Source organism: Wolbachia endosymbiont of Drosophila pseudotakahashii, from assembly GCF_026015925.1.
Taxonomy (GTDB): domain Bacteria; phylum Pseudomonadota; class Alphaproteobacteria; order Rickettsiales; family Anaplasmataceae; genus Wolbachia; species Wolbachia pipientis.
Genome location: NZ_CP110359.1, coordinates 1 through 14,064 on the forward strand (window position 1 = coordinate 1; position 14,064 = coordinate 14,064).

At 35.2% G+C, this 14,064-nt stretch carries 13 protein-coding genes and 1 tRNA gene; 11 read left to right on the top strand and 3 right to left on the bottom strand.

All coding sequences use genetic code 11. The features are described 5' to 3' along the window. The gene (gene dnaA, locus ONI09_RS00005; protein WP_265014041.1) at nucleotides 1–1,383 is read left to right on the top strand and encodes a chromosomal replication initiator protein DnaA; all 1,383 of its coding nucleotides are present in this window, start codon (nucleotides 1–3) and stop codon (nucleotides 1,381–1,383) included. 27 nt (nucleotides 1,384–1,410) lie between these two features. Here the strand turns inward: dnaA and ONI09_RS00010 are convergent, their stop codons facing one another. Then, nucleotides 1,411–2,676 (bottom strand): metallophosphoesterase family protein, encoded by a 1,266-nt coding sequence (locus ONI09_RS00010; protein WP_264705508.1) that lies wholly within the window; start codon nucleotides 2,674–2,676, stop codon nucleotides 1,411–1,413. 190 nt (nucleotides 2,677–2,866) lie between these two features. Here ONI09_RS00010 and ONI09_RS00015 point away from each other — a divergent pair. From ONI09_RS00015 to ONI09_RS00050, 8 genes are all read left to right on the top strand, one after another. Beyond that, nucleotides 2,867–2,954 (top strand) — tRNA-Leu (locus ONI09_RS00015). A 29-nt stretch (nucleotides 2,955–2,983) separates the two neighbouring features. Further along, nucleotides 2,984–4,066, top strand: a complete 1,083-nt coding sequence (locus ONI09_RS00020; RefSeq protein ID WP_265014042.1) for a GTP cyclohydrolase II — start codon at nucleotides 2,984–2,986, stop codon at nucleotides 4,064–4,066. Nucleotides 4,067–4,138: 72 nt separating this feature from the next. Continuing rightward, nucleotides 4,139–4,819, top strand: coding sequence for a VirB8 family type IV secretion system protein (locus ONI09_RS00025; RefSeq protein ID WP_265014043.1), 681 nt, complete (start codon nucleotides 4,139–4,141; stop codon nucleotides 4,817–4,819). Next, a complete protein-coding gene (gene virB9 / locus ONI09_RS00030) occupies nucleotides 4,806–5,606 on the top strand; it encodes a P-type conjugative transfer protein VirB9 (RefSeq protein WP_265014450.1) in 801 nt (266 codons plus the stop codon). Before ONI09_RS00025 ends, virB9 begins: the two co-directional genes overlap by 14 nt. A 16-nt stretch (nucleotides 5,607–5,622) precedes the next feature. Continuing rightward, nucleotides 5,623–7,065 carry a TrbI/VirB10 family protein gene (locus ONI09_RS00035; protein WP_265014044.1) on the top strand — a complete coding sequence of 481 codons (1,443 nt, stop codon included), beginning with the start codon at nucleotides 5,623–5,625 and terminating at the stop codon, nucleotides 7,063–7,065. 1 nt (nucleotide 7,066) lies between these two features. Further along, entirely contained in the window at nucleotides 7,067–8,059 is a 993-nt protein-coding gene (gene virB11 / locus ONI09_RS00040) for a P-type DNA transfer ATPase VirB11 (protein WP_265014045.1), read from the top strand. Between the two features lie 30 nt (nucleotides 8,060–8,089). Further along, complete coding sequence (locus ONI09_RS00045; protein ID WP_265014046.1) at nucleotides 8,090–10,093, top strand: type IV secretory system conjugative DNA transfer family protein; 2,004 nt, start codon at nucleotides 8,090–8,092, stop codon at nucleotides 10,091–10,093. A 121-nt stretch (nucleotides 10,094–10,214) separates the two neighbouring features. Further along, on the top strand, nucleotides 10,215–11,081 hold the full coding sequence (locus tag ONI09_RS00050) for a P44/Msp2 family outer membrane protein (protein ID WP_265014047.1): 867 nt from the start codon (nucleotides 10,215–10,217) through the stop codon (nucleotides 11,079–11,081). Between the two features lie 156 nt (nucleotides 11,082–11,237). Here the strand turns inward: ONI09_RS00050 and prmC are convergent, their stop codons facing one another. Together prmC and ONI09_RS00060 are read right to left on the bottom strand one after the other, a co-directional pair. Then, complete coding sequence (prmC, locus tag ONI09_RS00055) at nucleotides 11,238–12,077, bottom strand: peptide chain release factor N(5)-glutamine methyltransferase (protein ID WP_265014048.1); 840 nt, start codon at nucleotides 12,075–12,077, stop codon at nucleotides 11,238–11,240. A 240-nt stretch (nucleotides 12,078–12,317) separates the two neighbouring features. Beyond that, nucleotides 12,318–12,467 (bottom strand): hypothetical protein, encoded by a 150-nt coding sequence (locus ONI09_RS00060; RefSeq protein WP_265014049.1) that lies wholly within the window; start codon nucleotides 12,465–12,467, stop codon nucleotides 12,318–12,320. Between the two features lie 723 nt (nucleotides 12,468–13,190). Between ONI09_RS00060 and rpsL the strand changes: the two genes are divergently transcribed. Then, on the top strand, nucleotides 13,191–13,565 hold the full coding sequence (gene rpsL / locus ONI09_RS00065; RefSeq protein ID WP_265014050.1) for a 30S ribosomal protein S12: 375 nt from the start codon (nucleotides 13,191–13,193) through the stop codon (nucleotides 13,563–13,565). Between the two features lie 5 nt (nucleotides 13,566–13,570). Beyond that, nucleotides 13,571–14,050 carry a 30S ribosomal protein S7 gene (rpsG, locus tag ONI09_RS00070; protein WP_265014051.1) on the top strand — a complete coding sequence of 160 codons (480 nt, stop codon included), beginning with the start codon at nucleotides 13,571–13,573 and terminating at the stop codon, nucleotides 14,048–14,050. Nucleotides 14,051–14,064 lie beyond the last annotated feature (14 nt).

Sequence of the window (14,064 nt, forward strand, 5' to 3'; positions counted from 1 at the left end):
ATGAACTTAACTAGCCCTAAGGTTTCTACTATGTTTTTTGATCAGATTATTACAGTAACGGATCACAATGTTACTTGGGAAAAAATCCAAAATTGTCTTTATAATCTTTATGGAGAAGCAACATATAATAGCTGGCTGAGTTCACTAAAATTTGTCAGTAGCAGAAATGGGGAAGTTCTTTTATCCGTGTCAACAAGGTTTATAAAAGAGTGGATTACAGTTCATTACATGAAAAAAACATTATCATTATGGCAAAGCGAAGATAAAAGTATACGTTCTATTGATATTCAAGTAATTGAGGAGAGGAATTCAAATTTTAATGTTATACTAAAAAACAGAGAGGAAAGTAATCATAATCTTGGTTCGCCGCTGGATCCAAGGTTCACCTTTGATAATTTTGTAGTGGGAAAGCCAAATGAATTAGCATTTACGGCGGCAAAGCGTGTGGCAGAATCTATAGATCCAATATTAGGCAGCAATCCTTTGTTTCTATATGGTGGAGTGGGACTTGGTAAAACACATCTAATGCATGCTATAGCTTGGCACATAGTCAATTCCCCATCAGCAAAAAGAAAAGTGGTGTATTTATCAGCAGAGAAATTCATGTACCAATATATTACAGCGCTGCGAAGCAAAGATATTATGTTATTTAAAGAGCAATTTAGATCAGTAGATGTATTGATGGTAGATGATGTGCAATTTATCAGTGGTAAAGATAGTACACAAGAAGAATTTTTTCACACTTTCAATGCATTGATAGACCAAAATAAACAATTGGTTATATCAGCTGATAGGTCTCCTAGTGATCTTGATGGAGTGGAAGAAAGAATAAAATCACGACTCGGTTGGGGGTTGGTGGCAGATATTAATGAAACAACTTTTGAATTGAGGCTTGGTATATTGCAGGCAAAAGTGGAGCAGATGAATATGTATGTTCCGAAAGATGTCCTAGAGTTTTTAGCAAGGAACATAAAATCTAATATAAGAGAATTAGAAGGAGCATTAAATAAGGTTACCCATACCTCATTAATTGGAAGAAGTATGACGGTAGAATCAGCTAGTGAAACCCTAATCGATCTTCTTAGGTCAAATCATAGGTCAGTCACAATAGAAGAAATACAAAAGAAAGTAGCTGAATTTTTCAATATAAAGGTTGCAGATATGCAATCCAATAGAAGGCTTCGCAGTCTTGCAAGGCCAAGACAAATAGCTATGTATTTTGCCAAAAAATTTACGCAAAAAAGCCTACCAGATATTGGGAGAAACTTTGGTGGCAGAGACCATGCTACTGTTATACATGCAGTAAAACAAGTAGAAAATTTTATAAAGACCGACTCAAAATTTGCTGATGAAATCAATCGATTAAAAAAAATGTTTAAGTAGCGTTTTTAAAATAGCTAATAACAAATCCTAAAATGAATCGACTATAGTTTTAATCCGTTTAAGTTTAAAATCTTCTGTTAGCTTCGCAGAATACATTTCCTTATTATCTTGGTTATAGAAGGTAAATTTGTGATCATCTAAGTTTAGTATTGCAAAGCCAAAGCCGAAAAAGTTTCTAACTTCGTGTGCTAAGTAGTTTCTACCATTTGAATAGTCAAATTCTACATTTTGATAAACAGGTTCTTGATCTTGAGCGTGTAGTAATGAACCGCCATTTCCAACTATAATCTGGTCTGGAACATTATCCATTAATAAAATCTGGGCTATATGAATATGGCCGGAAACTATGGTAGTAACATTGCTTAGAAATCTATCCCCAAAAGCTTCAATTTGTGTAAGATTGCCATGGCTTTTTAATGTCAAAAATTCTTTTTTTGGAGATCTCCAAAGTGGTTTATGAGTTAAAAACCACGTGGGCTTATCTTGTATCAATTTATCAAATTGCCTTTCAAAAGCATCAATTGTGCTTTGGGTTGTAAAAATATCCTCACCGGATGAAGAGTCGAAGATAAAAAATTTCATCGGTCCAGCATCTAAGGACCAACTAGAAACGAAGTTTCCACATTTTTCAGACGAAAAGGGGTATGAATCTAAATACCTGAACCATCCTTCATAAGCTCTATCACAACTCTCATGGTTTCCACGAACAAAAAGGAAAGGGGATTGTGATAAAATATCCTTTGCAGGCTCAAACCAATCAGCGTACCAAGCTTCTTTATTATATCCATAAATATCGCCACACTTTTTTGTATTTCTACATCTTGTTTGCCTATAATGATAATCACCAACATGGATAATTAAATCTGGTTTATGAAGGGCAATTGAGTCTAAATTTTTTTTTAAAGGCCAGCTATCTACCGAATTACATTCCTGCTGAAATAACATATTTATTCTACAGCCCGTGTCACCAATGAAAGCAATTTTATTAACCTTTTTTGGTAATATAGGAACCCGTAGATCCTCAATACTAACGTCTTTGGCACTTGTTTGTACTGTCAGTTCACAAACTGTTTCGTTATGATCACCATTGTTAATTGAGCTGCGATTCAGCATTTCTGTTTCCTTGCCATCAACATAAACAATGGGACACATGTCATTGTCCGTAATTGCGCGTATGCTTAGTTTATTTTCTGGGATAACTTGAGACCATGTGTATAATATTTGTGCATGGACGAAATGAAAGCTAGTTATAAGAGAGAGAGCTAAAAAAATAAAGATATTAGCTATATTCATTTGTATAAAAACCTAAGTTAAAAATTAGTAGTAAGGTTATCTTAAATGATTAAAATTTATAATCACAAAATTCATAATCAAATTATACAAACAATTTCTAAATTATTCTAGTATCAGATTGACACTCTAGATGAAAAATTCTAAAATGATTAAGTAATTTAAAATAATTATATAAAAACTAGGATATAGTGCGGCCGTGGTGGAATTGGTAGACACGCAGCGTTGAGGTCGCTGTGGCTCATAAGGCCTTGGAAGTTCAAGTCTTCTCGGCCGCACCAGTTTTTGTCGCTGTTTAATATGGGTAAAAATGTTTATAGGAAATCAGGGTAGCAATAAGGTAGAAAGAGCTATCAGCGAAATCAGGCGCGGTCAGCCAATTGTAATATATGATGAAAGTAATTACCTATTGTTTGCTGCTGCTGAGGCTTTAGAAAGAGATTTATTTAATCAATACAAGCTTATATCAAGCAATGTATATGTTACTTTAACTTCAAGTAAGGTAAAATACATATCTCAGAATAAAGAACATAACAGCAAACGTCTGTTGGTGAATAATTTTGATGAACTGCTCCATTTAATAAACTGTTCAAAGGAAGATTGCATAAAAGAGTTGCAATGCTCAAAGACAATAGATGAATGTGCTATTACCTTGCTTAAGTTCTCAGAATTATTGCCGTACGCGTTAGTGGCTGATATGACTTTTGAGAATAATCATGAAATGCGAAATTGGTGCGAGAAAAATGACGTTATTGCACTGGACACGTCATTCATAAATAATTTTCAAGAAAATCAGGATGTATATGAAGTGTGCAAAACATCATTATTTTTAAAACAGACTCAAGAAGTAAATATCATATCTTATAGAACCGAAAGTGGTGGAAGAGAACATCATGCAATTATCATTGGCAATCCAGATAAAGATGGCGAACCATTAGTAAGAATTCATTCTTCGTGTTATACGGGTGACTTGTTAGATAGCTTGTCATGCGATTGCAGGAGTCAGTTACATCAAGCAATTCAAATGATAGCTGACTCTGGAAGTGGTATTATATTGTATTTGATGCAAGATGGAAGGGGCATTGGTTTAACTAATAAGTTAAGAGCGTACAGTATGCAAAGAGGACATAATCTTGATACTGTTGATGCAAATAGAACATTGGGTTTTGAAGATGATGAAAGGAGTTTTGCTGTTGCAGCTAAAATGCTTAAGAAATTGAACATTAACAAAATCCAATTACTTACAAACAATGATAGGAAATTGTCAGAATTGGAAAGTAGTGGTATAGGAGTTACAAAGTGTCTACCACTTATTGTGGAACGTAATAAATATAACGATTCATATATGGAGACAAAGTTTGGTAAATTAGGCCATAGATTAAGAGTTTTTTAGCTTTTTTGCTGTAACTACTTTGTTAATTTGCTATGTTTATTAACATAAGTTAAGATTTTTAGGAATACTAAAATGCTAAGATTTTTTAAGCGAGAAAAAAATACTGAATCCTTAGATAAGGATATAAATTGGAATTCAAACCGCTACAGCACAGTTATTGCTCAAAGGAATATTCTACTTTTATTTGCATTAATATTATTAGCAACGATCTCTATCAGCATATTAGTCATATTTAAAATTAGCACAAGTAGCACTATTGAGCCATTTGTTATAGAAATTGACAAGAAATCAGGAATAGTGCAATTGGTTGATCCTGTCACAGTAAAACAGTATTCTGCAGATGAAGCGCTAAACGATTATTTTATTTCAGAGTATATAAAAACAAGGGAGGTTTTTGATCCATATCATTATAATTATAACTATTATACAAAGGTGAGGTTGTTTTCCTCGCCTAATGTGTATAATGAATTTAGAAATTATGTAGGATCGCAGAATATGGATGATCTTTTTAATTTATATTCAGATACCAAAAGTGAATTTAAAATTCGCTCAATTCAAAAGTTGGGTAACGATGCTCTTCAGGTGAGATTTTTTGTGGAATTTACACGGAAAGATGGAAGTTCTACGAGAAAAAATAAGATAGTTATTATGTCATATAGATATGCATCGCTTGAAATGGATGATCAGCAAAGATATATTAACCCATTAGGATTTCAAGTTATTTCATATAGAGTAGATGATGAATATGTATAGGATATTATTAGTTTTAGCTTTACTTGTCAGTGGCAATTTAAACGCATCCATTAATTATAATGAGCCTATTTCTGTAGATAGTAGAATAAAGACTTTTGTGTATAGCCCTAATGAAGTATTTACGGTGGTTTTTAGTCAGGGTTACTATTCTTATATTGAATTTGCGGAAGGAGAAAAAGTTAAAAATATCGCTGTTGGTGATGCATCAAGTTGGAAAATTAATCCTTATGACAATAAATTGCTTATCATGCCATTTGAAGTTAGTAGTCGCACTAACATGATTATTACGACAACTAAAAAAAGAAATTACATTTTTGATTTAATCTCAAGGCCAAACTACGATAAATACCCGGATACTGATGCTAAGAAAGTGGATCACGATTATTCTGCTGAAAAGGATATATCTTACGTAGTACGTTTTTATTATCCTCAAGAAGAAGGTGAATTTGATGTTGATTTAGATGAGGTTTCTTTACCTACTCAAATGCAATATACTACAGACAAGCTAAAAAAAATAATACAAGAAAATGATACGAAGTACAATTATACATATATTGATGAAGGTGGTAATGCGGATATAGTTCCGATCGAGTTATTTGATGATGGTTATTTAACCTATTTAAAATTTAGAAATAATAATAAAATACCTCAGGTTTTTGTAGAAGGGGAGGATAAACCTTGTAAAAGGCTGTTATTTGATGATTATGTTATAATAAAAGGAGTACATAAAAAGCTATTTATGCGTTATGAAGATGGTGAAGTTGAAATTATAAATAGGTCACTTTAGCTGTGGTACATGCAATATGAATAAAGAAAGGCGTAACAATTCAGAAGATGAATCAGAAATAGAGAATAAGGTAGTAACAGTTGGCTCTAATCAAGGTCATAGGGCATTGATGGTCATTATTTTAGTACTTCTGGTTGGTGGAGTGTATTATCTCTATTTTAGTCCTTCTCATAAAGAGGGTTCAGAAGTTATTAAAAAAGAGGAAACAAAGCAAAACGTTCAAGAGTTGAAAGGAAAGTTGGAACAAGTTCCAGATAATGTAATGGTTCCTGAAAGAATAATAACCGATTCCTTACCACCCTTACCTCCTCTTCCTACACCACAAATCGTACCAGAAATAAAACAAATTAAAAAAGAAGAAGAGAAACCAAAAGAAACTTCTGCGTCAAATATACCTATTTTGCCAAAGCAAAATTTTCCTTCTAGTAATGTTATGGGCAATTTACCTACCTCATTTCCTACAATAGGGGGTGGCGGTTATCCTAGAGACAGACGTAGTGCACAAATGTTAACAATTTCAGGTGGTAGTGGAGAGAACAAGGCTGCTGATGCTATTTTATCCGACACTTCAGCACAATCGAGCAAAGCTACCAGGGTAGGAAAGCTTGGTTTAATGATTACTCAAGGTAAAATTATTGATGCTGTTCTTGAAACTGCAATAAACTCTGATCTGCAAGGAATGCTGCGTGCTATGGTGAGTAGAGATGTTTATGCAGAAACTGGTGATACAGTTTTAATACCTAAAGGCTCAAGATTGATAGGCAGTTATTCATTTGACTCGAATGTTGCTAAATCTCGTGTAAATATAAACTGGAATAGAGTGATTCTGCCACATGGAATAGATATTGCAATCTCATCACTTAGTACTGACGAGCTTGGTAGAGCAGGAATAGCAGGAATAGTTGATAACAAAATAGTAAGTGCGTTATTCTCTTCAGTGACACTTGCTGGTGTTTCGATTGGTTCTGCTGTTATAGGACAAAAGGCTTCTAATCTTGTTGATACGCTAACTATCAGAGATGCAGTAAAGTCTATCGCTGCAACCGAAATAGATTTTTCTTCTCTCCAACTCATTATTGACCCAGAAAAGAAGATATCTAGTGACAAATGGAAATTAGGCCTTGGGGCTATCGGAAGAATTCGGAGTGCCAAAAGCAGACAAGATTTACTAAAAATAATGAAAGAGGAAATAGCAAAAGCACTAAGAATTGAAGAAGGCGAGGTAAATATAAGCCTGGAAATTGTAAATCAACTGTTAGAACAAATTCAAAGAAAAAGCAAGTCTGTTTATGATGAAGCAATCGGGAAATCAATCGAGGATTTTTCTAAAGATATGCGGGATGTAGTGGGCAGATATACAGATAAAAAACCAACTATTTATGTTGATCAAGGCACTGCATTGAAAGTATTTGTTAACCAAGATATAGTATTTCCTCCACAGGCAATATTAAATCAATGAAATGAACTATGCTGCACTTGATACATATTTGGAGCCATTACAAGGCATATTTCAAGAAGAAGGCGTAAATGAAATATCAATAAATAAGCCAAAGGAAGTATGGATTGAAAATCGCGGTGAAATAAGGTGTGAAAAATTAGAAGTATTCGATCTTAACCATTTGAAGTCTCTTGGCAGACTGATTGCTCAAGCTACAGAACAAAAACTTAGCGAAGAAGCGCCGTTACTTTCGGCAACATTACCAAATGGTTATCGTATACAGATAGTATTTCCGCCAGCATGTGAACCTGATAAAGTAGTCATGTCGATTCGTAAGCCTTCTAGCATGCAGTTAGCACTCGATGATTACGAAAAAATGGGGGCTTTTTCTGAAACTGTTACAGAAGCAACTGATAATCCAGTTGACCGTCATTTGGATTTATTGTTAAGGCAAAAAAAAATAAAAGAGTTTTTAGAATACGCTGTAATAAGTAAGAAAAATATTATAATTAGTGGTGGAACTTCCACTGGTAAGACTACTTTTACTAATGCTACTTTGCGTGCTATTCCAGCTGAGGAAAGAATTATTACTGTTGAGGATGCAAGGGAAATCGTTTTGAACGATCATCCCAATAAAGTCCATCTAATTGCCTCTAAAGGAGGGCAGGGCAGAGCAAAAGTAACCACTCAAGATTTGATAGAAGCGTGCTTACGTTTAAGGCCAGACAGAATAATAGTTGGTGAGCTCCGTGGAGCGGAAGCTTTTAGTTTTCTCAGGGCGATAAATACTGGTCACCCTGGATCAATATCAACCCTTCATGCAGATAGTCCAACAATGGCCCTTGAGCAAATAAAATTGATGGTTATGCAGGCAAATCTTGGCATTCCTCCAGACCAAATTATACCATACATTAGAAATGTGATTGATATTGTTATTCAGCTAAAAAGAACCGGTGGGGACAAAAGAAGCATTTCTGAGATATTATTTACTAGATCTGCGAGCGAAAATGCTTAAATTTATACATAAGTTAAGGAAGAGTAGTTTATGAGTAATAGAAATCACCTACGTAATATTCTCATAGGAGGTGTAGTAGCTTTTAGCGTACTTGAGTTTTGCTTCTATCTATCTGGTATATTGTTTATTCTGTTTGCTGATGGTCCGGATGCTGTGGATTTTAAGGCAATTAATCCTAGTTTGACGCCTTTCCCTCAAGCTCTTTGGCCAACGATTTTTGATCATATACAATATTGTTGGCATCATCCAGAGTTATATAGCCTTGAGCTCAAAATCACATTAATTATATCTTCTGCACTGCCTATCATTGTTTTAATGATTATCTTATGGAATTTAAGAGAAAGGATAATTGAGTGGCGACCATTTAAAAAGAAAGAATCACTGCATGGAGATTCGCAGTGGGCATCAGAGAAAGACATACGAAAAGCAGGCTTAAGAAGCAAAAAGGGATTACTGCTTGGTAAAGATAAAAGAAGCTACTTTATTGCTGATGGGTTTCAGCATGCATTATTATTTGCACCTACAGGTTCTGGTAAAGGTGTTGGTTTTGTAATTCCTAATTTATTATTTTGGACTGACTCGGTAATTGTACACGACATAAAGTTAGAAAACTATGAAATAACAAGTGGTTGGCGAGAACGACAAGGACAAAAAGTATACGTATGGAATCCAGCGCAGCCAGATGGAATAAGTCACTGTTACAATCCATTACAATGGATTAGTGAAAAACCTGGACAGATGGTTGACGATGTGCAGAAAATAGCCAACCTAATTATGCCTGAACAAGACTTTTGGCAAAATGAAGCAAGAAGTTTATTTGTTGGAGTGGTATTATACTTACTTGCTGCACCAGAGAAAGTCAAATCTTTTGGTGAAGTTGTGCGTACGATGCGTAGTGATGATGTAGTCTATAATCTTGCTGTTGCTCTTGATACAATGGGTAAAATACTACACCCTGTAGCATATATGAACATTGCAGCTTTTTTACAAAAAGCTGATAAAGAAAGGTCGGGTGTTGTATCAACCATGAACTCATCACTTGAATTGTGGGCAAACCCATTGATTGATACTGCAACTGCGTCAAGTGATTTTAATATTTTAGATTTTAAAAAGAAGAAAACTACAGTTTATGTTGGTTTAACTCCTGACAACTTGACTAGGCTCAGGCCTTTAATGCAGGTTTTTTACCAACAGGCAACTGAGTTTTTATGTAGAAAATTGCCATCGGATGACGAGCCTTATGGCGTATTGTTTTTAATGGATGAGTTTCCTACACTTGGAAAAATGGAGCAATTTCAAACAGGTATTGCATATTTTCGTGGTTATCGAGTTAGGTTATTCTTAATTGTTCAAGATACTGAGCAGCTCAAAGGAATATACGAAGAAGCAGGGATGAACTCCTTTTTGTCAAACTCGACTTACAGAATAACTTTTGCAGCCAATAATATTGAAACAGCTAATTTAATATCGCAACTTATAGGAAACAAAACTGTACAACAAGAATCGTTGAATAAGCCTAAATTTTTAGATTTAAATCCTGCTTCAAGGTCATTACATATCTCTGAAATACAGAGAGCATTGCTATTGCCTCAAGAAGTTATTATGTTGCCACGTGACGATCAGATAATTTTAATAGAGTCGACTTACCCAATTAAATCAAAGAAAATTTTGTACTACAGTGATACCACCTTCACAAGAAGGCTGCTCAAACAAACTCGTGTGCCTACACAAGAACCATATGACCCAAACAAAGTTCTTTCTGCCGCTGCGAGCAAAGATAAGGTTAATAACGAGGGGAATAATGTTCTTGAGGGACCTAATTCAGTTGATTATCCTGCTGAAACTAAAACCGAAGATGCAGTATATGATGAATCAGATGAATTTGCAGACGAAGATATTGATGATGAAGATATCGACGATAAGTTTGAAGATGATGACGAGGAAGATGAGGATAGGAGCGATGATGGGTTTGATGACGAAGAAGAGGAGGATGAATTTGAAGATGAGGATAAATTAAAAAATGACGAGAAGTAAGGTTAACTTTGCCTATTTTTAGCTCAGAAAAGTGCAAGTTATGCAAATAATTAGGTTTTTCATATTAAGCCATTTTTAATTAATTAGTATTAGATTAGCTATTTTAACTAGGGGAGTAGTAATGATTAGTAAAAAAACATTAGCGGTTACAGCACTTGCTTTATTGTTGTCACAACAATCTTTTGCGAGTGAGACAGAAGGGTTTTACTTTGGTAGTGGGTATTATGGTCAATTTTTTAATGGCATGGGTGAACTAAAAACAAGCACTACAGATATCAAAAATTTGTCTATAAATGACAGAGATGCTCAGAACACAAAAGGTCAGTCACTAAGTGAGTATAAAGGAGGTTACAATCCACCTTTTGCTGCAAATGTAGCACTTGGTTACACAGGAGAATTGGGTAACAACAGCTATAGGGCTGAATTAGAAGGAATGTATTCTTCTGTAAAAGTGGATAATATTGGTTTAGCAAGTAGTCAAATAACTGTTTCATACCTAAAGGACATTGGTAAGGATGCTGGTAAAAAAACTTATATCTATAGTGCTACAGTTAATCATGACCAAATTGAAAACATGTCTCTAATGGCAAATGTTTATCATCATTGGAAGAGCGACCGTTTCTCTTTTTCTCCTTATGTTGGGGTTGGAGTCGGTGCAACAAGAATGACAATGTTTGAAAAATCGTCAATAAGACCCGCAGGTCAATTAAAAGCTGGCCTTGATTATCACATAAACGAAGATGTAAATATGCATATCGGATATAGAGGTTTTGGTGCTATTGGTGGTGTTATTGGTGATGGTCTTAAACTTACAACTGATGCGCTTGGGGAAATTATAGATGATCCTAATAACAGGGGTAAAAAGAAGCTTGATGATCAGAGTAAACCAGCAAATGCAGCAAAAGAAGATATAAATATAGGTAATACATTGTTTTACACACACGGTATAGAGGCTGGCCTTACTTTCCACTTTGCCAGCAAAGCTTAAACATGTTGCCCTTTTAAAAAATGCATAAAACCGTTCCTGTCATCCTATGCCTTTACCATAGTAAATATAGATCCAAGTAGTCACGCTACTTGGATGACTAGCTAGAGGGTACTGGGATGACATAGGATAATATGGGATGAAGGAAGAAAACATTAGCTATGTTTTTTGCATAACAATGCACCTCTTCATTCCTGCCAAATCATGTACATATTCCTGAAAAACTAATTTGTATGAGGGTATTATTTTGTCAATATCATTTTGATCTTCACCTATCTCCAATATTGCAAACCCATTTTTTTTAAGGCACTTTTTCAATATTGGAAAAATACTCAAGTAACAGTTTAAACCATCAATTCCACCATCAAGAGCAATTCTTGGCTCTTTTTGCACTTCGGCTTGTAAGTCTTTTAATTTGCTTCTTTTAATATATGGAGGATTGCTAATTATCAGATCAAATGAACCTCTGCACTCTGTCCATGAGCTTGGAAATATTTTGGCTCTGCTGAGAAGATCATGTTTCTTTGTGTTCTGATAGGCAACTTTGTATGCTTCCAAGCTTTTTTCAAAACCGATACCAACGGCATATTCATACTCACTAAGTACGGATATCAATAAACAACCTGTGCCTGTACCAAAATCTGCAATTTTTAGTCTCTGCTTTTTATTTGGGTAATATTTTAACACTGTTGAGATTAATGTTTCACTATCTGGTCTTGGATCCAAAACATGCTGGTTAACTATAAAATTTTTACTCCAGAATTCACGATTACCTATTATTTGCGATATTGGATATCTTTCCGCTCTTTTTTTTGTTAATTTCCAAAATAAAAGTTCTTTCTCCATCGGCACTTGATCAGCATGGTTCATAATTATGAATGATCTTTCCACTCCAAGTACGTGCTGCATGATGATTTCACAATCTAAATGTGGTGATTCAACTTTATGTGACGATAATAACTCCGATCCTTCTTGAATTAAAGTGCTGATTGTTTTCATTATTCTAAAAATATGTTCCTTTCAGCCAAGAATAGCAAGATGAGCTTCCAGTTTAGGGTAGCTGCACTAAATCCCAGTGTCAAGCACGCAGCTGTACGAACATTGCAATTTGCAGATCCAAGTAGCTTGACTACTTGGATCCAGCTAAGTTGGTGAGCATAAAAGTATAGCTAATGCGAGCTTTACGTCATACCGTCACGGTATCTCTAGCTTCCGCTAACACGTAGCGGGACGACGAGGTCAGGGTGTCATCCTAGTACCTTCTCCTGTCATCCCAGTGCCCTGACTACTTGGATCCAGGAAAAAGAATGGTGTCATCCAAGTAGCCTCCTCCCCCCTGTCATCCCAGTGCCCAGACACTGGGATCCAGAAAAGTTTGCTTGTAAGCAAGCAAACTAGCACAGAAAGTGGTTACAACATTTTCGATGAGATTATATGGAAAACTGGATTCTAGTGTCAAGCACTGGAATGACACCTTCCTGCCCAGTTCATGTTGCCATAAATATTAAGAAATTTACCAAGCAAAAAAAAGGCAAAAGAAGCCCTAGTCATTGTCTATTTTCAGTATTGGCGTTTTTTAAGTCTTAAACACTGCAATTTAGCTGCTTTTAAATGCAACTCACCTTAGTTTAAATGTTTAAGAAATTTACTAAGCAAAAAAAAGGCAAAAGATATCCCGTATTAGCTAGTTGTCACTCCCTAATCCTGCAAATTGGCGTACTATACTGTCTTAAACGCTTTATAAGCGCGTTTCAGCTTATATAGGTAAAAACCCAGAAATGTTGTGAAGAAGTAAAGTGTGCATAGTGCAAAAAATTAAAAATAAGACGCCAATTACGTAATACTGTTGTCACTTAATCTGCACAGATTGAAGATAAATGAATACCTTCGGTACCATGATAATGGGGCTGGCGAAGGGTGTCAAGTAAGTTTTTTCGTTTCTACTGAATGACAGTTGTGGCTTGGGAGGTAGTGCAAGAAGTCTACTGATGGCTTTCAAGGCAGTTGAGCTTAATTATTAGAGTAGTAATGTTTATTTTTATATTGACTATTGAGGTTTATTATTTTATAACTAAAAACTTAGTTATTTTAATGAGCTTGAGTTTATAACATATGCCTACGATAAATCAATTAATACGTAAGGGTAGATTAGGATTGAACCATAAGAAAAAGGTACCAGCTTTGGGAGAAAGCAACCCTCAAAGGAGAGGTGTTTGCACTAAGGTGTATACTACAACTCCTAGAAAGCCTAACTCAGCACTCCGTAAAGTAGCCAGAGTAAAAATTAGTGGGTATGGTGAAGTGACGGCTTATATACCTGGTGAAGGTCATAATTTACAAGAACACTCTGTTGTTTTGATACGTGGTGGGCGGGTTAAAGATTTGCCAGGTGTGCGTTATCACATAATAAGAGGTGCCCTTGATCTGCGTGGTGTGCAAAATCGAAAGAAAGCTCGTTCAAAATATGGTGTAAAGAAATCTGGTTAAAGTTTATGGCTCGTCGGAATAAAGCAAAAAAAAGAGAAATAAGTCCTGATTCGCGTTACGGCAGTGTTTTGCTGATGCGTTTCATTAATACAATCATGAAATGTGGTAAAAAATCTACTGCAGAAAAGATTATCTATGAAGCTTTGTCTTTAGCTGAAAAGAAAATAGGCGAAGGTGGGTTATCAATTTTTGAGACAGCAGTAGGAAATGTTACTCCTTCTATAGAAGTGCGTTCTCGACGCATTGGTGGTGCAACTTATCAAGTACCTGTTGAAGTTCGACAAGATAGAGCGGTTGCTTTAGCGTTAAGGTGGATTGCTAAAGCAACTTCTGCTGCTCGAAAAAAGAGTGGAAAAACCACTGTTGATTGTTTGCAATCTGAAATACTGGATGCTTATAATAAACGCGGTGGTGCGTTTAAGATGTGCGAAGAAAAATATAAAATGGCTGAAGCTAATAAGGCATTTTCTCATCTTCGTTTTTAATGTTAGCTAATTAA